Origin of the sequence: Pelagibius litoralis (assembly GCF_011683915.1) — a bacterium.
Taxonomy (GTDB): domain Bacteria; phylum Pseudomonadota; class Alphaproteobacteria; order Kiloniellales; family Kiloniellaceae; genus Pelagibius; species Pelagibius litoralis.
Map to the genome: position 1 here is coordinate 49,796 of NZ_JAAQPH010000005.1, position 18,594 is coordinate 68,389.

Sequence of the window (18,594 nt, forward strand, 5' to 3'; positions counted from 1 at the left end):
TTAGATACGCCCTTCGCGTTCATAAGGTAGCGACGGGGGCCGGCTTTGCAACGAACCCGCAGCAGGCGCTTTGATAGGAAATTCCTATGAAAACCGGCTTATTGCGAAGGCTCATCCCTAGTCTGCGTTCACGTCAATCGCATAGTCGGCAACGGTACCGGCCTCCCCGATCATGCCGTTCTCGGCCATGAAGGTGGCGAAGCGGGCGTAACGGCCCTGGTCCAGGGCAGCGGGGCGCAGGGCGAAGCGCGGCAGGGTGTCGGTCCAGGCCCGGCGGTTCAACTCATCGTCCAGGGCCTTGTCGCTGGCGATGAAAAGCGCCCAGGCTGATTGCGGATGGTTCAGCAGAAAGGTGGTCGCCTCCTCCAGCGCCAGAAGGAAACGCGCCAGCTTTGCCCGATCGAGCGTGTCGGCCTTGGCGACCAGAACCAGTTCGTCATAGGGCGGCACCCCCTCTTCTTCGGGATAGAAAGCACGGCCCGGGCGGCCGACGATGTCCATCTGGTTCAGCTCGAAATTGCGGAAGGCGCCGATTACCGCATCCACCTGGCCGGCGATCAAGGCGGGCGAGAGGGAGAAGTTCACGTTCACCAGTTCGACCTCGTCCAGTGCCACACCGGCGCCACCCAACATGGTCTGCAACAGGGTCTCCTCGAAGCCACCGATGGAGAAGCCGATCTTGCGGCCCTTCAGGTCGGCGAGGCCCTGGATCGGCCCGTCGCGCAGCACCACCAGGCTATTCAGCGGCGTTGCCACCAGGGTGCCGACCCTGAGCAGCGGCAAACCGGCAGCAACCTGCATGTGGAGTTGCGGCTGGTAGGAAACGGCGAGGTCGGCCTTGCCGGCGGCGACCAGCTTGGGCGGATCGTTGGGGTCGGCCGGAGCGATCAGTTCGACCTCCAGGCCGTGGCGCTCGAAGAAGCCGCCGTCGCGCGCCACAATCAGGGTCGCATGGTCCGGATTGACGAACCAGTCGAGCAGCACGGTCATGCGCTCCGCCGCCTGGCCGGCATCGGCGCGGGCCAGGACCAACAGGAAAACGAAGGCGGCAAGCAAAGATCTGCGCATCAGGAAGGCCCCTTTTCAGGCAACAGGGAAAAGCCGGCGGCGGAAACCGAATCGCTTTCCGGCTGCCAGGCGGTGAGGCGGCGCAGGGCCGCATCGAGGGTGAAGTAGAGAGTGAGCGAAAAGAGCGCGAGCAGCGCCAGGGCGGCAAACATCAGATCGACCTGCAGCCGTGCGTTGGCATGCAACATGAGGTAGCCAAGGCCCCGGCTGGAGCCCACCCACTCCCCCACCACCGCGCCGATCGGTGCGGTCGCCGCAGCGACCCGCAGGCCGGACGCCAGCGCCGGCAAGGCGCCGGGCAAGCGCAGGTTCAGCAGGATGGCCAGAGGGCTTGCGCCCATTACCCGCGCCAGGTCGATCAGGCCGGGATCGGCACGGCGCAGTCCGTCGACAAAGGCCGCTGCGACCGGGAAATAGATGATCAGGCTGGCCATCACGACCTTGGATGCCAGGCCGTAACCGAACCAGAGCGTGAGCAACGGTGCCAAAGCGAAAACCGGCAAGGCCTGGCTGATCACCAGCAACGGCATCAACCAGGCGCGCGCCGGGCGCGAGGCCACGATCAGCAACGCCGAGGCCATGCCCATCAACGTGCCGCAGAAGAGGCCCAGCAGGATCTCCACGGCGGTGACCCAGCCGTGATGCAACAGCAGATCGAACTGCGCCAGAAACCGCAGGGCGACGGCCAGGGGACCGGGCAGGATGAAGGGTGGCACCGCCGTCAGGCGCACCAGCGCTTCCCAGAGCAACAGCAACCCTGCCGCGACGACGAGAACCCGGAACAGCTTCATGCCGCCCTCGCACCATCGCCGAGGACGATCATCAACCGCCCGGCCTGCTGGGCAAGGGCAGGATCGTCAAGGGGCCGCGGCGCCTGCCCCGCCGGTTCAAAGACCGGGCGAAGCTGCGGCGGCAATCCGGCCAGGACTTCGATCCGGTCGGCCAGACGCAGCGCCTCCAGCGGATCGTGGGTCACCATGAAAACCGTGCAGCCGCGCAGCAGGTCTGACGCCAAGGCCTGCAAGCGATGCCGGGTCACCGCATCGAGGGCCGAAAACGGCTCATCCATCAGGACAACGGGACAGTCCTCAAAGAGTGTCCGGGCCAGCGCGACGCGCTGGCGCATCCCGCCGGAAAGGCTGCCCGGCAAGTCTTCCTCCCGGCCTGCCAAACCTACGGCCCTCAGCAGCGCCGCCGCCCGCCCTTCGGTTTCCCGTGCCGCCGCGCGGCCGCCGCGCAGGCGCGCACCCAGGACCACGTTCTGCAGCACCGTCGTCCAGGGCAACAGCAGATCGCGCTGGCCCATGTAAGCCACCCGGCCCGCGAGCGGCAGCCCGTCGCTGCAGCTCAGATGCCCCCGCGTCTCGTCAGCCGAACCGAGACCGGCGATCAGCCGCAGCAGGCTCGTCTTGCCGATCCCGCTTTCACCCAGCAGACAGGTCCAGCGCCCCGCCGGCAGATCCAGGTCGAGATCGGAGAAAACCGCGCGCCCGCCGAAACGCAAGGCCGCGCCGCGCAGCCGGACCGATGGCGCCTGCCCCGTCATCGTTTTTGGGTCATCGTCTTTGGCTCATCCGTCACGCGCGGCCAGATAGGCACCGCGCCCGACCCGGCTCCACTCTTTCGCCCGGGCCAGCGCAGTACGGTAGGACGGCAGAATCTTTGCAGACATGAGATCGCGCGCCGCGAGATCGTCCAACACCGCCGACGTCTCCATCCGGGCCCTGTCGACAACATCGGGCGGGAAAGCGCGAAGCTGAACGCCCTTTTCTTCCACCAGCCATTTCAGGCGTTGGGCGTTCTGCCAGTCCGCCTCGGCCAGCGCAAAGGCCGCTTCAGCCGCACAGGCAACCGTGACGATGGCCTGGAGGTCCGGCCGCAGCGCGTCAAAGGCCGCCTTGTTGATCAGGCATTCCCCGGTGCCGTTGGGCTCGTGGAATCCGGGCCAGTAATAGTAGGGCGCGACCTTGTAGAAACCGAAGGCGGCGTCGCTCCACGGCCCCAGGAACTCCGCCCCGTCCACCAGGCCCGACTGCAGCGCGGCAAAGATCTCGCCCGGCGGCACCACCACCGCGGTCGCCCCAAGACGCCGGTAGACTTCGCCGCCAAGGCCGGGAATACGGAACTTCAAACCTTGAAGGTCGGCGAGCGAGCCGATCTCGCGCGTGAACCAGCCGCCCATCTGGATGCCGCTATTGCCGGCCATGAAGGGCTTCACGCCCGATGCACCATAGAGTTCGTCCCAGAGCCCCTGACCACCGCCCTGGGTAATCCAGGCGGCATGCTCATCCGGTGTCAGGCCGAAAGGCACAGCGGTGAAAAACACACTGGCCGGCATCTTGCCGCGCCAGAAGAAGGCGGCGCTGTGCCCCATCTCCACGGTTGCCCCGGCAACGCCGTCAAAAACTTCAAGCGGCGGCAGCAGGTCACCCGCACCGAAGACCTCGACCCGCAGCGCAGCGCCACTCATCAGGGTGATGCGTTCGGCCAGACGCTCGGCGCTCCTGCCCGGGCCGGGGCTGTTCTTCGGCCAGGAGGTCGCCATGCGCCAGAGCCGGGCCGAGCGGGCGACAGCCGGCGCAGACAACCCCCCAGCCGACAAGCCTGCAGCCGCGCCCGCCAGGCCCGCAGCCCCCGTCAGGATCTGCCGCCGGCTGTTCTTCAAGGGTTTCACGATGCCTGCTCCTCGTCGGGCCACAGCGCGTGGAAGTGATGGACCGGCCCGTGCCCGGCGCCGACACCCAGGCTGTCGGCAGCGGCCAGGGCCCGGGTCAGATAGGCCTTGGCGTCCGCCACCGCCTGCGCCAGGGGCCGGCCCTTGGCGAGTCCGGCTGCGATGGCGGCGGAAAGTGTGCAGCCGGTGCCGTGACTGTTTTTGGTGGCGATCCGCGGCGCCGCAAAACGGTGCAGCGTCTCGCCGTCAAAAAGCAGGTCGATGCTCTCGTCGCCCGACAGGTGCCCACCCTTCAACAGAACCGCGCGGGGGCCGAGGCTGTGCAGCGCCCGCACCACCGCAGCCATGGCGACTTCGTCCTCCGGCACCGGGCCGTCGAGCAGGGCGGCGGCTTCCGGCAGGTTGGGCGTGATGACATCGGCGAGCGGCAGCAGTTCCCGCCGCAGGCTCGCCATGGCCGCCGGCGCCAGCAGAACATCGCCGCTCTTGGCCACCATGACCGGGTCGAGCACCAGCGGGATTGTTGGTTTCTGCCGAAGCTTGGCCGCGACCGCCGTGATCGTCGCCGCGCCGCCGAGCATGCCGATCTTCGCGGCATCGATGCGCAGATCGTCGAGGACGGCATCGAGCTGGGCGACGATAAAGCCGGGCGGCGGCGCATGAATGGCCGTCACCGCCTTCGTGTTCTGCGCGGTCAGCGCGGAAATCACCGAGGCGCCGTAGACCCCCAGTGCCGAAAAGGTTTTGAGGTCCGCCTGAATGCCGGCCCCGCCACCGGAATCGGAACCGGCGATGGTCAGTGCGATGGGAATGGTCATGCCCGCGCCCTCCGCTGCCCGAGAGCCCGGTCGACGGCAGCCCCCAGGCCCCGCGCCGCCGCCGCAGGATCGGGCGCCGCGGCAATGGCGGAAACGACGGCCACCCCGTCACAACCGGCGGCGATGACCGCCCCCGCGGTTTCCGCCGTGATTCCGGCAATGGCGCAGACCGGCAGGCCCGGGGCCTTCTCGGCGGCGGCCACCGCCAAACGCGCCAGGCCGTCCAGGCCGATCGGCGGATGAGGGTTCTGTTTGCTGGCGGTGGCAAAGACGCCGCCGATGGAAACATAGTCCAGGATGTCCGGGTCCATCGCCGCGATCTCGGCGGCGGACTGCACGGTGAGGCCGAGGATACGATCCGGCCCCAGCAGGCGCCGCGCATCGGCAGCGGCCATGTCGCGCTGGCCGATGTGGACGCCGTCGGCCTCCGCCGCCAGGGCGACGTCGACGCGGTCGTTCACGATCAGGGGAACGCCAAGCGGCGACAGCACAGCCTTCAACGCGCGGGCCCGCGCCACCAACGCGGCCGTATCGCCGGCCTTGTCGCGCAGTTGCACGGCGGTCGCGCCGCCCTCTGCCGCCTGCCCTGCCAGATCGACGACCGGGCGGTCGCCCGCGTGGCCCGGACCGATCACGAAATAGACCCTGAGGTCCAGAAACCCGGAATAAACCGAATCCGAAGTCATCACGCCTGCAGCCCTTCCTTCTCCGCCGGTTCGTAGTGGCGAAGATCGGGAAGCTTTTGGCGCTGTTCGCGGAAGGCTTCTCAAATCCCTACGCCGGTACAAACCGGATCAGGTTCCGCGGGTTGGCGGTGCGACCGCCTCTCAGCCCCTTTCGGGCACCCCGTTGAGATATGCGGGAAGAATGGGCGCTGGGGACCGGCCCTGTCAAGCCCAGCCCGGTCAAGCAGTGCCCGACTTAGCCTGTAATCAAGCGGGTCAGCAGCAGCACCTCGGTGCTGTAGGGATAGCAGGGATGGGCGACGATCGGCCGGCGGTCCACGACACCATAGCCGTGGCGCAGATAGAAAAGGCGGGCTCGTTCATTCTCCGCGAAGACTTGGAGGCTCAAACTGTCGCAGCCGGCGGCCCTGGCGCGTTCTTCGGCAGTGGTCAGCAGGGCGCGGCCGATGCCCCGCCCCCTGTATTGCGGGAAAACCGCCAGGGCGTTGACATAAAAGCTGCCGGGCACCTGATACTCAAGCTCCACCAGGGGGCGCAGAAGCGCCGGTATCTCCGGCAAAGCGGCGAGATCCCCGGCATCGGGCCGGGGCAGCCGGTAGGCCAGCAGCATGCCCGCCACCGCATCGCCAAGCCGGGCCAGGACGACATTGCGGTAGGAAAAATTGCCGTCCTCGCGGGCGGCCCGCGCCGTGCCGACATCCAAGGGGGCCTGGCCGGCTTCAGCGTTTTGCGACCAGAGGAAACTCGGGATGCCTTCGCCGGCAATCTCGATAAGCTGGGCCACGGCGCGCGCATCGTCCCGGCGCGCGGCGCGGTAAAACGGAAGAGAAGGGTTCAAGATTTGTTTCCAATGCTTTCAAGCGGCATATGACGATATACGGGACATTCCATCCGGAGGATGCAGATCCGGAAGGGCAGCAACGCCGAAAATTAGATTGAACCCGGCGCTCGCCGGAAACGACAAAGAGGGCGGATCGCATACCTACACCCGGAACAAAACCCGGCGCCTGGAGAAAAGCCCGAGATGCAAGACTTGCTGAGAAACCTGTCCCCCCTTCTCATCCTCTGCCTCGCCCTGCTGGGATCGGTTCAGGCCGTGGCGGAGCCGGCGGTACCCGCCCCGGGTTTCACTATTGCCCAGCTCATCAAGACGCTGGAGAAACATTTTCCTGCGATCCGCAGCGGCGAAGGCTCGTTGCGGTCCAGCGACAATCTGCAAAGCGACCTGCTGGCCTCCACCAACCCCAACACCGTGCTGGAAACGCTGGGACCGCCGGAGGCATTGCGCAGCTTCGTCTTTTCCTACGACCCCGGCGAGGAGCGGAAGCTCAGCAACAACCGGCATTGGGCCGGGAAAATCATCCGCAATGCCCTGCCCGACTGGCGCGAGGGCAAACGATGGACGCATCGCGCCACCCTGCAGGCCGAAAAGGCCCCCGGCGGGCCCGAGATCAGCGAAACCGCCGAAGGTTACCGGATCGCCGTCAGCAACGCCGACGGCCGGGTGACGATCACGGTGCGCCCCGCCGCCTTCACCGACACCGACCCGGAGAGCCTCGGCATCAGCCTGTCGCAGCTTCTGGCCGGATTGAAGGACGCCTTCCCGGAGCGCGACGAAGGCATGGGTTCCCTCATCGGCGGCGAAAGCGGCTGGATCAGCGACCGCTTCTTCTCGGACAACGCCCACGCGGAACTGGAAACCCTGGGCCCGGCCGACGATCTGGTCGGCCTGCGCTACCTCTATGCCCTGCGCGACGATCACCCGGAGGCCACGGCGGACAACCGCCGCTACGCCCTCACCCTGGTGCGCAATGTCTTTCCCGACTGGGCCGGGGCCGATGACTGGATGAACGCCACCATCGACAAGGTGGCGGCGGAAGCCGATGACGGCGCCTCGCATGTCGTCATCGATCACGGGCCGATCCGCCTGCGGGTGCGTTACTTCGTCGGCGCCACCGCCGCGATCGAAGTCCTGATCCATCCCAGGGACACATTTATCTGAGAACAGCGGCACACAGCGCATCTGCGCCTGCCGCCCTCACCCCCTCCCCGACCTTCCCCCATCAAGGGGGAGGGAAAAGGAAAAGGTCGCGACCACCTGTCACCGTAAACTTCCGTGGAAGGGAATGACCGTGCTGCCGTTATCCCCTCCCCCCTTGCGGGGGAGGGTTAGGGTGGGGGGAACGGCTGCAACAGCCTGCTAACCATCGCCGTCGCGGTTCTTCAGCAGACCCTGCAGCTTCAGCACCGGGGCGGGTGACTCCTCGCCCGCGTCGCCGTCTATCTCCTCCGGCTGTGCCTCACGCAGTTCCTCGGGTGTCTCCTTTGGCGGATCTTCCGCGGGCTTCTCCGCCGACTCTTCCTTTTCGCCCTCGTTCATGCGGCGGCGGGCGGCGGCGACCTCGGCCAGCTGCGAGCGCCACTCAGGCACCAGGACGCTGATCTCATCAAAGGCCGCGCGCGGCAGGAACAGCAGGTGGGAATAGCTGATGGAGCGCACCTCGGCGGAGCGGCGGCGCTGGTCCAGCATCGCCATCTCGCCGAAGAAGTCGCCGCGCCCGAGGCGGTGCTGCTCCTCGCCGATGCGGATTTCCACCGCCCCGGAGGCGATGAAATACATGCCGTCGCCCGGGTCGCCCCGTCGGAAGACGTGGGCATCGTCGGCCACCACACGGGTCTGCAGTTTCTTGGCGACCCGCTCCAGATCGGCTTCCGACAGCGCGGCGAAAACCGGAAAGGCGTGCAGCAGTTCCGGTGTCGTCGCCTTGAAATCGACCTTGGCGCTGCGCCGGCTGCTGGCGTGCACGCTGCCGGCCTCGACCCGCAGGTCGCGGGCCAGGTCCTCACCGATAATCCCGGCGTCGCGCAGCTGGGCGACCTGCTCCAGCTCCTCGCGGTAGGCGTAACGTTCCAGCACCTCGTGATCCAGTTCGCGGGCGTAGTTGGGGTACTGCAGGCGCAGCGCAATCAGATGGCGCTCGACCTCCTCCAGGCGCAGATTGACGATCTCCCCCAGCACCTCGGTCAGGCGGTCGCCGAGCAGGCCGGCAAGGCGGAACTCAAGGAAGTAGATCAGCTCCAGAATGATGATCCGGTTGATCAGCAGGAACTGGAAGCGCTGGCCGAGATAGATCGCGAGCGGGCGGTTCACCCCGCAGCGGAAATGCAGCCAGGCGATGAAGCGGAACCAGCGGCTCTGCCGGTAGGGACGCCGTGCGGCGCGCAGATAGCCCAGGCGGCCGTCGCTGCGCACCGCATCGATCATCGATTCGACCGACAGCAGATAGCGGTCGACCAGGGCGGAGCGCAGGCCGCCGCTCCAGCCCTGCTGCAGCAGCAGGGATTTTTCCTGGTTGGCCAGGGCGATCAGGCCGACGGTCAGGCGGTCCCGGTCGGAAATCGCCTCGGCAAAGGAGTCGTCCTCGGCCACCCGGGACAGGCGTTCGTTGTAGGGCCGGATCGCCTGATCCACCAACTCGTCCTCCAGCTCGTAGCGCCCGGCAAAGCTGCGCAGGCTGCTGCCGACGCTGGACAGCGACTGCTGCAGCACCTGGCTGCGAAAGGCGCGGTCGATGGGCGACAACTGGTCGAGGCCGAGGCGGCGCATCAGGGTACTGAGGGTGGTGCCCTGGACCAGCAGGGTAAAGAGCGCGAAGCCGGTCGCCTGGATGGCGATGAAGCGCTTCACCTCCGGATCGACGAGAAAGTTCTCACTGACCGCCAGCACCAGCGCCAGGGTGACCGAGCCGCGCAGGCCGCCCCAGATGATCACCGTCTTGGTCTGGGTCGTGACCTTCTGGGTCACCCGCGCGAGGGACAGCAACGGGAAAATCCCGAACAGGATCACCGCCCGCGCCGCCAGCGCGGCCACCACCGCGACCAGCAGATAAAGCAGGTCCAGCAGCGTGACATCGGCCAGCAGCCGCGGCGCCAGCAGCGCCGCCAGCAGAAAGATCAGGCTGGTGGCCCAGAAGGCGAGTTGTTCCAGGGTCTCCTCGAAGAAGCGGAAAGTCTCCGCCTGAAAGCGCGAACGGCCGACGGCGCTCAACACCAGGCCGCTGATGACCACGGCGGTGACGCCGGAAACGCCGATGTAGTGGTCCGAGATCACATAGACCGCATAGGGCAGCGCGACCGCGATGGTGAGCTGCGCGGCGCGGTAGAAGCGCAGTTGCTCCAGCATCCAGGCGGCGGCCCGCCCGGCGAGGAGGCCCGCCAGCGCTCCGCCCAGCAGGCCCACGACGATGTTCTCCGAGACCATCCAGAAGTCGAGATCCTGCCCGGTGATGACAACCGCGAGAAAGGCGCTGAAGGCGGCGATGGCGGTGGCGTCGTTCAGCAGGGACTCGCCCTCCACCAGCCGGGTGAGCCGCGCCGGGGCGCCGAGATCGCGGAACAGGGCGATCACCGCCGAGGGATCGGTGGTGGCGACGATGGCCCCGAACAACAGGCAGACCGCCAGGGGCATGGGCGCGACCAGCCAGACCGCCCCGCCAATGATGCCCAGGGCGACGATCACCGCCAGCACCGCCAGCAGGATGACCGGCGCGATATCCTGCATCAGGCGGCGCGCATCGATGGTGACGGCGCCCTGGAACAGCAGGATCGGCAGCAGCACGGTGAGGAAAAGCGAGGACGACACCGGGATATCGATCACCGCGGAGGCGACCTGACTGACCTGGTCGGCGACGCGGTGGCTCTGCAGCCAGGCCGCCGCCAGGCCGATGGCGACCCCGGCCAGCGCCAGCACCACGGTAAAGGGCAGCCCGCTGCGCCGCGCCAGAGGCTGCACACTGGCCACCACGATCAGCAGCGCCGCCGTGGTCAGAACGATCTCCGCTATGCCCATAGGAAGACAACCTTACACCGAAATACGGCGGATTTGGGGGCCCGCGCCGCCAGGGAAATCCGGCAGAGCCAAAAACATCCGTGAAATAATAAGCAGAGTCTAAAGCACCGCACAGAAAATGCACAGATAGAGACCTGAACAGGCAGGAGTGCCGTGTAGGGTCCAATCGTTGTCCCTTGCCAGCCTCCGGGGTGCTGGGGAAAGTGCCCCCGAAAGCGAGGGGCCGCTTTGAGTGAACAGCTGGGACTGGGCGCGATATGACTGAGGCGACGGAGCGGTTACCGATCCTGGTGCTGGGGCTGATGCCGCGCACCGGCACCAACCTGCTGGGCCGCCTGCTGGGCCTGCACAACGACTGCACACCAGGGGCGACGCTCTACGAGGACTGTCTGGTGCGCGGGCTGCCGCAGATGCAGGCCTATATAGAAAGCGTCGCCGAGAGCTGGCAACCGCACTGGCCCTCTCACGACCGGCTGGACGACCTTCGCCGCCATCTGGGTGACGGCTTGGTGTCGTTCCTGCGCTCCGACGCCAAGATGCCCGGCAAGCGCCCGGTCTTCAAAACCCCCTTCGTCATCGGGCTCGAGCTGGTCGACCGCTTCATGCCGCAACTCGAACTGCTCATCGTGGTGCGCCAGGGGCCAGCAGTGGTCGAGTCGGGCATGCGCTCCTTCGACTGGGACTTTGAGACCGCCAGCCGCCGCTGGGGCAACGCCGTCGCGGCCGTGCTGGCGGTCTCGCAGCGGCGTGAGGCGCAAGGGCAGCCCCCGCTCACCCTGGTGCGCTACGAGGACCTGGTGACCAACACCAAGGCGGTGCTGCAGCGGGTCTTCGGCAAGCTGGCGCTTGATCCGGCAGGCTTCGACTTCGACAAGCTGGCGGACTTCCCGGTCTATGGAAGCTCCGAGCAGAAGGCCGCGGAGAAGAATGTCCACTGGAAACCCGTCGCCAAGAGCGCGGACTTCGATCCGCTGGCGCGCGCCGCCCACTGGCCCGCTTCCGCCTACGAACGTTTCGACCACCTGACCCAGGGACTGTCGACAGAGCTGGGCTATCACTTGCCGCACCGCTACAGCGGCGCGGGTATCGCAGCGGCGCGCCAGGGCATTCACGACGCCAAGCAGTGGCTGCCCTGGCGGCTGCAGAACCTGCTGCGCTACAGACCCTGAAAGCGGGCCCGCCTCCCCGACAGCTCTTCGCGGCTACAGCCGCCGGGGCGGCGCTCAGGCAGCCTCGAACCGATAACCGAAACGATCGATATCCGGGCGATAGAGCCGGGCCACCAGGTCACGGGTTTCGGCGTCGTAGTATTCCCGGAAATTCTTGAAGGTCGGGAACACCTGATTCCCGGGCCGGCGCCAGAAGCGCTTCAGCTTGGAAAGCGCGGTGCCTTCCGGCTGGTCCTGCGATGCGGCGGGCCGGGTCTGCGAAACGTTCACGCGCGGGACGTCGATGGGCGGCAGCCCGACATGCGCGCAGATTTTTTTGAAGTCGCTTTTCAGGTTCTCGAAACGGCCCAGAAAATCGACCGCAAGCTTGCCGTCGCGATCGCAGATGAAGTCCGTCTGCGGGCCGACGAACCAGTGCCTGTCCTGCCACATCGAACCCGGCAGATGGTTGTGCACGAAGTCCCGGAAGCTGCACTTTTTGTGGTGCCCGGAATACTTGTAGATCGACACCGCCCGGTCCCAGGGGTTTCGCACGATGGCGAACTTGAAGTAGCTGTCGAACTGTTCCTGGGTCATGTATTTGCAGCCGACGTATTCGTGCCACTTGAGGTGGGCAAGCCGGGGCGGCCCCAGTTCCGGCTTGTCGTTGGGCCGCATCAACAGCGGCGCCCTTGTCTCATAGGTCAGCCCCAGCAACTCCAAGAAGACATGCTCGATGCTCTGCCCGGCATTCTTGGGGATGTGAACGAAAACGCACTTGTGGTGATGAGAGATCATGGAGCTATCCGTTGCAGGAGAAAACAGGAGCCGCGCTTTGGTGGGTCGCCGGCGCGCCTCGCGGCCCTCGGACCCACCCGGTCACGCTTTCCAGGGGGGCACCGCAACGCCCTGGATTTAAGGGTATTTTTCTGATTTTCCTCGGGAAAAGAGGCGCGAAACCGCCACCCGGAGGCGGGCGCTCATAGCGCATCAATGTCACAGCAGCAGGCTTGGTCCCAAGGTATTGTCCGACATAGTGCGCGTGGGGAAAGACACGCGTTTTCATCGCTGGCGGAAGCACATATTTGCGCTCTAACAATCCGGGCCGCGTCTGGCCGTGTACGAAGCATCCACCCACCCGTCGGGCCGCCCGGCGGATGAGGCGCAACCCCCACCGCACATTCTTGCCGTTACGGGACACAGAATTATGGGCCGCCTCGAAAGTGCGGATACCGCTCAGGCCGCAGGCCCGGAGATCGATGATGAGTGGAAATAGTCTGATGAGGTGTTTCACCGGGATTACAGAATGTGGACGCTGTCCATGTCACGAATCGGTCGAACCGGAACCAAGAATCATGAAGTCCGGACCCAGGAGAAGCGGCTACGATAGTATGTCACTACACCACAGCCGGCGGTCACGCGAAGTGACAATCTTGAGCGACGCATGACCCGGCAGATGTCTCAATTTTGTCCTTGCATTCATCCGGGCATTCATTCGCGCGGAATAACGGAGGCGGCGGTTTGACGATCCGGAAATCAATCGCCTGGACCTTCAGCGAACAGACCTTTCAATACGGTCTGCAGTTCGCCGCTTCGGTCATTATCGCCCGCCTCCTCACCCCCGACGAAATGGGTATCTTCGTCCTGGCGATGTCGGCGGCGGCGGTGCTGACGTCGCTGCGCACCTTCGGCGTGGGCAACTACCTGCTCAGGGAAGCGGACCTGAACAGCGACAAGATCCGCTCGGCCTTCGGGGTCATGCTGGTCATCTCCTGGACCCTGGGCTTGATGCTGTTTCTTGGCCGGCACTGGATCGCGGCGCTTTACGAGCGGCCCGGAATCGCCGAGGTGATGACGCTGCTGTCGATCAACTTCATCATCGCGCCCTTCGGCGCGCCCGCCGCTGCCCTGCTGACACGCGAGATGCGCTTCCAGGCATTGCACAACATGGGCCTCGCAGCGAGCATCGGGGGTGCTCTGGTCAGCGTATCGCTCGCCTACGCAGGCTTCAGCTACATGGCGCTGGCCTGGGGCATGCTGCTTTCCAGCACCCTCTCCGCCGTCCTGCCCATGCTGGTCCTGCCGCGACACGCCCTGATGCTTCCGTCGTTCGTCTACTGGCGCGACATCACCAAGTTCGGCGGCCTCCTTTCACTGGCCACCTTGATCGGCACGATGAACGCGCAGGGAACGAAGTTCATCCTCGGCGGTTTTACCGGCCCGGCCCTGGTGGCGCAGTTTACCCGCGCGACCCAGGTCCCCGCCCTTTACCGGCAGGGCATTTTCGGGCCGGTCGGCCGCGTGCTGACCCCGGCCTGGATGAAAAGAATTCGCGATGGACAGTCAATCGGCCCCGGCGTCGAAAAACTGGTGGCACTCAACACCGTGCTGGTCTGGCCCGTCTTTCTGGCGCTGAGCCTGATCGCCGTTCCCTTCATCACCCTCGTGTTCGGCCAGAACTGGCGCCCGGCGGGCGAGATCTTTGCGTGGATCCTTCTCGCCCAGGGCCTCGTCGCCACCCTGCCGCAACCCGAACAGATTCTGGTACCGCACGGAAAGGTCGGCCGCGTGCTGGGCGTGCGCAGCCTGACGGCGGCGTTCTCCCTCTCCACCGCAGCCTACAGCGCGTCCCTTGGCCTTGAGGCCTTTGCCATTTCCCGCGTGCTGGCAGCCGGCTTTTTCATCGTCGTCACCTTCCTCGCGATCAAGGGCTCCATCGATTTCCGGCCGCTGCGTTTCGGGGCGATCTATCTTCGATCGGCGCTTGTCGCCGCCATCGTGTCCGTACCGGCAGCGGTCTATCACTTCAGGGATCAGGATACGATGAGCCTTTTGGAGTTGCTGATCGTGATCGGCAGCAGCGCGCTGCTTTGGGTCGTCGGCGCCGCGGCGACCAGGCACCTGGTCTGGCTTGAGGGCATGGCTGTGTGGCGACGATTCTGGGGCGAGAAGAGACTGTCATAATGAAGCAGATCGCACGCCTGCTGTTCGGTCCCCATCGCAGCCGTCAGAGCTCACGCTCTGCCCAGACCTATGCGGCAAAGCTCGAAGGCCAGCTCGCGGCCTTCGACTCGCGCTTCAACGGCACTTCGGCGCCGCAAGCGCCTGATGTTCCTTTTTGCGATTCGCCGATTTTCATTCTCTCCGCCGGCTGGCGCTCAGGCTCGACGCTTCTGCAGCGCATGGTCATGGCGAACAATCCGGCCATCGTCATCTGGGGAGAACCCTATGACATCGCCGCGCCCATTCAGACCCTTGCCGACCAGCTACGGCCGTTCTCATCGGACTGGCCGCCGGCCGGCTATTTTTTCGAGGCCCGCGAATCCGATCTTTCCAATCAATGGGTCGCCAACCTCTATCCGCCGGCCCAGGCCTTTCGCGCTGCGCATCTCGCCTACATGGAGGCCCTCTTCGCGGGCCCGGCGCAGGCCCTTGACCTGCGTCAGTGGGGCCTGAAGGAAGTTCGCTTCGGCGCGGATCATGTGCGCTATCTGCATTGGCTCTATCCCAAGGCCAAGTTCATCTTCCTGGTTCGCAACCCCCTGGATGCCTACAAATCCTACCGCAGCAAGCTGACCTGGTTTGCCGAGTGGCCCGGCAAGATGGTGGCCACGCCCTTTGGCTTCGGTGCCCAGTGGCGCCGCCTCTGCCGCGACTTCCTGGAGATGCAGAAGCAGGATATCGGTCTGCTGCTGCATTACGAATCGCTTGGCGACGAACAGATACTGTCGAAGCTGAGCGACTACCTGGGCTGGACGGTTCCGAGCCTTCAGGAGATGTCGAAGATCAGAGGCTGGAAAGACGATCCGGGCAGTCGGCTGGGCGGCATCGAGCGGGCCATGCTGCGTCACGGCACCGGCAAGATCGCAAACGAACTCGGCTACGGATGATCGCCAGCGCTTCGGACCATCCCGGCAGCCGCGCCAATCCCATCGTTGCCTCTTGTCGGCCGACGACAGACGCGGCAGGGTTGCAACACCATATCCTAACAACTTTTGCGAACAGGGGGCTGTCCTGGCCTCCCAGAAACGGGATGACGACGGATGGTGCAGCAGTCTGTAAAGAAACTGGCGAAGGCCGTCCTGCCCAGGCAGGTCGTCAGCCGCATTTCCCATCATCGGGCCCGTCAACGCGAACAAAGCCCGCCGCGTTTCGACGCGCCGCAGAACAGTGCCGCTGAGATCCTGGGTTGCTGTATCGCCTACACCCCGAGCGGCGGCTTCTGCGTTCCCCTGTCTTCCCGGCATCGTCCGGCGGCGCGGAGAATCCTGGAAGGCTCGGTGTACGAGCCCGAGACGATCGCGTTCCTGGCAGCCAACTGCGGCAGCGGCGATATCGTCCACGCCGGCACGTACTTTGGCGACTTCCTGCCCGCCCTGTCGCGCGCCTGCGACCCGCAGGCGAAGATCTGGGCCTTCGAGCCCAATCCGGAAAGTTTCAGATGCGCGAGCATCACCTGCGCCATCAACAGCCTGCGGAACGTTCATCTCAAAAACAGCGGGCTGGGCGCCGGGGAAGACAAGGCGGTGATGCAGGTAAAGGATCTCGACGGCCGTGCTTTGGGCGGCGGCAGTCAACTGCTTTGGCAGACACCGAACCTTCCCGAGAGTCTGACTGCAGAGGTGCATATCGCCGCTTTGGACGATGTCATTCCATCCAACAGGCCGGTCTCGGTGATCCAACTGGATGTCGAGGGATTCGAGCAACAGGCACTCTCAGGCGCCCTTGAAACGATTGCCCGATGCCGGCCCATCCTGATCCTGGAAACCGTCCCGGAAGAGACCTGGCTCTCGCCCAATATCCTCAGCCTGGGATACCGGATCGATCGCGAGATCCATGGCAACCGGGTTCTGCTGCCGCCGTCCTAGAATCGCCCCGGTCAAAGACAGCTCATCTCAAACCAGTGGATCCTGCCGCCATGGCGCGCAACAAACGCAAAGTCTTGTTCCTGCCCGACTGGCGGCAAAGCAATCCCTACCAGACCATGCTGGCGCAAGCGGTCGCCGAGCAGGGTTACGCGGTCGACTTCGCGGACTATCCAAAGGCGCGTCTGGCTTTGTTTCGCCTGCTTTTGGCCCGGCGCGACGTGGGCCTCGTTCACCTCCATTGGATCACCCCCTGGATCGAATCGCATTTCTGGTCCGCCAACCCGGTGAAGCGCTGGGTCAAACTGCTTATCCTGCTTCTCGACGTCAGGCTCTGCCGGCTGCTGGGTGTGAAGGTTTTCTGGACCGTCCACAACCTCGTGTCCCATGAGTCCGAAGACAGCCTTTGGGAAAAGCGTATCCGCCGCGGCCTGGCCCGGCAGGCCACTGCCTGCTTCGTGCACAGCAACGGGGCGCTGCCTCTGCTGGAGCATGAATACAACACCCGCCTTGCCGACAAGACAACGGTCGTTCCCCATGCCAGCTATGTCGGACGATACCCCGTATCCGGCCCCGGAGAAATCGCGCGGCTGCGCAAGACCCTGGGAATCAGCGACCGGGGGCTCGGCAACCGGGATTTCGTCTACCTCTTCGTCGGCATCATCAGAAAATACAAAGGGATCGACGACCTGGTCACCGCCTTTCGCTCGATTCCCGACAGCGACGCAAAGCTGGTGATCGCGGGCTCGGTGATCGCGCCGGACCTGCGCGACTGGTTGAACGCCGAGGCGGCGCAGGATCCGCGGATCATATTTCGCGAAGGCTATATTCCGGATGAGGAACTGCCGGTCTTCCTGGCGCTCGCCGATGCCGTGGTCCTGCCCTACGCCCAGACCCTGACCTCGGGCGCCGCGTTGCTGGCGATGTCCTATGCAAAACCTCTGGTCCTGCCGGAGACCGCCAGGGTCTATGACGTCCCCGGCGATGCAGGGGCCGTCTACTTCGATCCGGGCCGGCTTCCCGCCGCGCTCAGCGCAATCCGTAAAGCCGACCTGGCGGCCATGGGCGCTTTCAATATCTCAGAGGCGCGGACCCGCAGCTGGGCCAATATGGGCGCCATTACCGAGGCCGCCTACGCCCGCCACGGCTAAGGCGCGATCGGGTTGTGTGGCGCTCCTTGGCGGCGCGCGGGCGGGCCTGCGGAGCCGCACCATTTGACACGTCAATGTCACCCATTCTGCGCCGTCAGAAACACTCTAATCCGACCCTCTGAGAGCGACCCCGCGTCCGTGACGGCCGCCGGCGTCCAACGGCAGGAGATTGCACTATCGCGCCCCGGATTCATCCTGTCATTCTGTCCGGTGGTTCCGGCGAGCGGCTTTGGCCGCTGTCGCGCGCGCAGCGCCCCAAACAACTGCTCTCGCTCGCCACCGAGCGGACGATGCTGCAGGAAACCGCGGCGCGGGTTGCGGCGGTGCCCCTCTGCGCCGCGCCGATGGTCATCGCCAACGACACCCACCGCTTCCTCGTCGCCGAGCAGCTTCAGCAGATGGGCGCAGCGGCGCGGCGCATCGTCCTGGAGCCGGCCGGCCGCAATACCGCGCCGGCTGCCGCCGTGGCGGCCCTGTTCCTCAGCGCGGAAGATCCGGAGGCGCTGATGGCGCTGATCCCCTCCGATCACGTGGTCCAGGACAAGGCCGCTTTCGCCGCCGCCATGGAGAAGGCTCACGCCGCAGCGCTGGCCGGCGCTCTCACGACCTTCGGCATCAGCCCCTCGCGCCCCGAGACAGGTTATGGCTACATCCGGCCCGGCAAGACCCTGCCGGCCATCGACGGTGCCTACCGGGTGGCGGCCTTTGTCGAAAAGCCGGACCTGGCAGCGGCTGAAGCCTATCTGGCGGCGGGCGATCATTATTGGAACAGCGGCATTTTCGTTTTCTCGGCCCGGCGTTACCTGGAGGAACTGGAACGCCAGCGCCCGGACATCCTGGCAGCCTGTCACAAGGCCCTGGACGGCGCTTCGCAAGACCGGGATTTCCTGCACCTGGACCCCGCGGCCTTCGCCGCCTGCCCGTCCGAGTCCATCGACTACGCGGTCATGGAACGCTCGGAACACACAGTGGTCATTCCCTGCGATATGGGCTGGAGCGACGTCGGCGCCTGGAACGCCCTCTGGGAAATCACCGAGAAGGACGCCGCCGGAAATGCCTTTCTCGGCAACTGCATGACCCAGGACGTGGAAGGCAGCTATCTGCGCAGCGAGGACGGGCGCCTGATCGCCGCCATCGGTCTTGAGGACATGGTGGTCATTTCGACGGAGGATGCGGTTTTCGTGGCGCCGCGCGACAACACCATGGCGGTCAGGGGCCTTGTGAAAAGACTGAAGGATGCGGGACGCCAGGAAGCCACCCGCGACCTGAGCGCGTCACCCCGCCGCAAGGGCGCTTTCAGTTAAACGCAAGCCGGCCCTGCGGTCCCGACGTTTG

General features: G+C 65.5%; 16 protein-coding genes and 1 riboswitch. Of the genes, 7 read left to right on the forward strand and 9 right to left on the reverse strand.

From position 1 onward, the window contains the following. Window positions 1–117: 117 nt before the first annotated feature. From HBA54_RS07860 to HBA54_RS07890, 7 genes are all read right to left on the reverse strand, one after another. Window positions 118–1,068 (reverse strand): ABC transporter substrate-binding protein, encoded by a 951-nt coding sequence (locus HBA54_RS07860; protein ID WP_167223188.1) that lies wholly within the window; start codon window positions 1,066–1,068, stop codon window positions 118–120. Then, entirely contained in the window at window positions 1,068–1,859 is a 792-nt protein-coding gene (locus tag HBA54_RS07865) for an ABC transporter permease (RefSeq protein WP_167223190.1), read from the reverse strand. Before HBA54_RS07865 ends, HBA54_RS07860 begins: the two co-directional genes overlap by 1 nt. Then, a complete protein-coding gene (locus tag HBA54_RS07870) occupies window positions 1,856–2,614 on the reverse strand; it encodes an ABC transporter ATP-binding protein (RefSeq protein WP_167223192.1) in 759 nt (252 codons plus the stop codon). The genes HBA54_RS07865 and HBA54_RS07870 overlap by 4 nt, the downstream gene beginning before the upstream one ends. Window positions 2,615–2,638: 24 nt before the next feature. Continuing rightward, entirely contained in the window at window positions 2,639–3,742 is a 1,104-nt protein-coding gene (locus HBA54_RS07875) for a TRAP transporter substrate-binding protein (RefSeq protein WP_205944491.1), read from the reverse strand. Next, window positions 3,739–4,560, reverse strand: a complete 822-nt coding sequence (gene thiD, locus HBA54_RS07880; RefSeq protein WP_167223194.1) for a bifunctional hydroxymethylpyrimidine kinase/phosphomethylpyrimidine kinase — start codon at window positions 4,558–4,560, stop codon at window positions 3,739–3,741. Before thiD ends, HBA54_RS07875 begins: the two co-directional genes overlap by 4 nt. Further along, a complete protein-coding gene (gene thiE, locus HBA54_RS07885; RefSeq protein WP_167223630.1) occupies window positions 4,557–5,246 on the reverse strand; it encodes a thiamine phosphate synthase in 690 nt (229 codons plus the stop codon). The genes thiD and thiE overlap by 4 nt, the downstream gene beginning before the upstream one ends. Window positions 5,247–5,313: 67 nt before the next feature. Beyond that, window positions 5,314–5,419: riboswitch (TPP riboswitch) on the reverse strand. A gap of 62 nt (window positions 5,420–5,481) precedes the next feature. Next, window positions 5,482–6,084, reverse strand: coding sequence for a GNAT family N-acetyltransferase (locus HBA54_RS07890; protein WP_167223196.1), 603 nt, complete (start codon window positions 6,082–6,084; stop codon window positions 5,482–5,484). Between the two features lie 186 nt (window positions 6,085–6,270). Between HBA54_RS07890 and HBA54_RS07895 the strand changes: the two genes are divergently transcribed. After that, window positions 6,271–7,248, forward strand: coding sequence for a hypothetical protein (locus HBA54_RS07895; RefSeq protein ID WP_167223198.1), 978 nt, complete (start codon window positions 6,271–6,273; stop codon window positions 7,246–7,248). Between the two features lie 198 nt (window positions 7,249–7,446). Here HBA54_RS07895 and HBA54_RS07900 read toward each other — a convergent pair whose 3' ends face one another. Further along, the gene (locus HBA54_RS07900) at window positions 7,447–10,095 is read right to left on the reverse strand and encodes a cation:proton antiporter (protein WP_167223200.1); all 2,649 of its coding nucleotides are present in this window, start codon (window positions 10,093–10,095) and stop codon (window positions 7,447–7,449) included. 257 nt (window positions 10,096–10,352) lie between these two features. Between HBA54_RS07900 and HBA54_RS07905 the strand changes: the two genes are divergently transcribed. Further along, window positions 10,353–11,264 carry a sulfotransferase gene (locus HBA54_RS07905; RefSeq protein WP_167223202.1) on the forward strand — a complete coding sequence of 304 codons (912 nt, stop codon included), beginning with the start codon at window positions 10,353–10,355 and terminating at the stop codon, window positions 11,262–11,264. A 54-nt stretch (window positions 11,265–11,318) separates the two neighbouring features. Here HBA54_RS07905 and HBA54_RS07910 read toward each other — a convergent pair whose 3' ends face one another. Then, window positions 11,319–12,041, reverse strand: coding sequence for a sulfotransferase family 2 domain-containing protein (locus HBA54_RS07910; RefSeq protein WP_167223204.1), 723 nt, complete (start codon window positions 12,039–12,041; stop codon window positions 11,319–11,321). Between the two features lie 723 nt (window positions 12,042–12,764). Here HBA54_RS07910 and HBA54_RS07915 point away from each other — a divergent pair. The 5 genes from HBA54_RS07915 to HBA54_RS07935 all read left to right on the forward strand — a co-directional run bounded on the left by HBA54_RS07915 (window position 12,765) and on the right by HBA54_RS07935 (window position 18,563). After that, the gene (locus HBA54_RS07915; protein ID WP_167223206.1) at window positions 12,765–14,207 is read left to right on the forward strand and encodes an oligosaccharide flippase family protein; all 1,443 of its coding nucleotides are present in this window, start codon (window positions 12,765–12,767) and stop codon (window positions 14,205–14,207) included. Next, window positions 14,207–15,133 (forward strand): sulfotransferase, encoded by a 927-nt coding sequence (locus HBA54_RS07920; RefSeq protein ID WP_167223208.1) that lies wholly within the window; start codon window positions 14,207–14,209, stop codon window positions 15,131–15,133. Before HBA54_RS07915 ends, HBA54_RS07920 begins: the two co-directional genes overlap by 1 nt. Window positions 15,134–15,286: 153 nt before the next feature. Next, complete coding sequence (locus tag HBA54_RS07925) at window positions 15,287–16,111, forward strand: FkbM family methyltransferase (RefSeq protein WP_167223210.1); 825 nt, start codon at window positions 15,287–15,289, stop codon at window positions 16,109–16,111. A 50-nt stretch (window positions 16,112–16,161) separates the two neighbouring features. Continuing rightward, on the forward strand, window positions 16,162–17,259 hold the full coding sequence (locus tag HBA54_RS07930; protein WP_167223212.1) for a glycosyltransferase: 1,098 nt from the start codon (window positions 16,162–16,164) through the stop codon (window positions 17,257–17,259). Between the two features lie 200 nt (window positions 17,260–17,459). Further along, entirely contained in the window at window positions 17,460–18,563 is a 1,104-nt protein-coding gene (locus HBA54_RS07935; RefSeq protein ID WP_322096003.1) for a mannose-1-phosphate guanylyltransferase/mannose-6-phosphate isomerase, read from the forward strand. Window positions 18,564–18,594 lie beyond the last annotated feature (31 nt).

Excerpts from the sequence above, each read along its gene's own strand:
- HBA54_RS07905 (WP_167223202.1), top strand. The coding sequence starts at position 10,353 with ATGACTGAGGCGACGGAGCGGTTACCGATCCTGGTGCTGGGGCTGATG.
- HBA54_RS07910 (WP_167223204.1), bottom strand. The coding sequence starts at position 12,041 with ATGATCTCTCATCACCACAAGTGCGTTTTCGTTCACATCCCCAAGAAT.
- HBA54_RS07925 (WP_167223210.1), top strand. The coding sequence starts at position 15,287 with ATGGTGCAGCAGTCTGTAAAGAAACTGGCGAAGGCCGTCCTGCCCAGG.
- HBA54_RS07865 (WP_167223190.1), bottom strand. The coding sequence starts at position 1,859 with ATGAAGCTGTTCCGGGTTCTCGTCGTCGCGGCAGGGTTGCTGTTGCTC.
- HBA54_RS07895 (WP_167223198.1), top strand. The coding sequence starts at position 6,271 with ATGCAAGACTTGCTGAGAAACCTGTCCCCCCTTCTCATCCTCTGCCTC.
- thiD (WP_167223194.1), bottom strand. The coding sequence starts at position 4,560 with ATGACCATTCCCATCGCACTGACCATCGCCGGTTCCGATTCCGGTGGC.
- HBA54_RS07900 (WP_167223200.1), bottom strand. The coding sequence starts at position 10,095 with ATGGGCATAGCGGAGATCGTTCTGACCACGGCGGCGCTGCTGATCGTG.
- HBA54_RS07930 (WP_167223212.1), top strand. The coding sequence starts at position 16,162 with ATGGCGCGCAACAAACGCAAAGTCTTGTTCCTGCCCGACTGGCGGCAA.
- HBA54_RS07860 (WP_167223188.1), bottom strand. The coding sequence starts at position 1,068 with ATGCGCAGATCTTTGCTTGCCGCCTTCGTTTTCCTGTTGGTCCTGGCC.
- thiE (WP_167223630.1), bottom strand. The coding sequence starts at position 5,246 with ATGACTTCGGATTCGGTTTATTCCGGGTTTCTGGACCTCAGGGTCTAT.
- HBA54_RS07920 (WP_167223208.1), top strand. The coding sequence starts at position 14,207 with ATGAAGCAGATCGCACGCCTGCTGTTCGGTCCCCATCGCAGCCGTCAG.
- HBA54_RS07870 (WP_167223192.1), bottom strand. The coding sequence starts at position 2,614 with ATGACGGGGCAGGCGCCATCGGTCCGGCTGCGCGGCGCGGCCTTGCGT.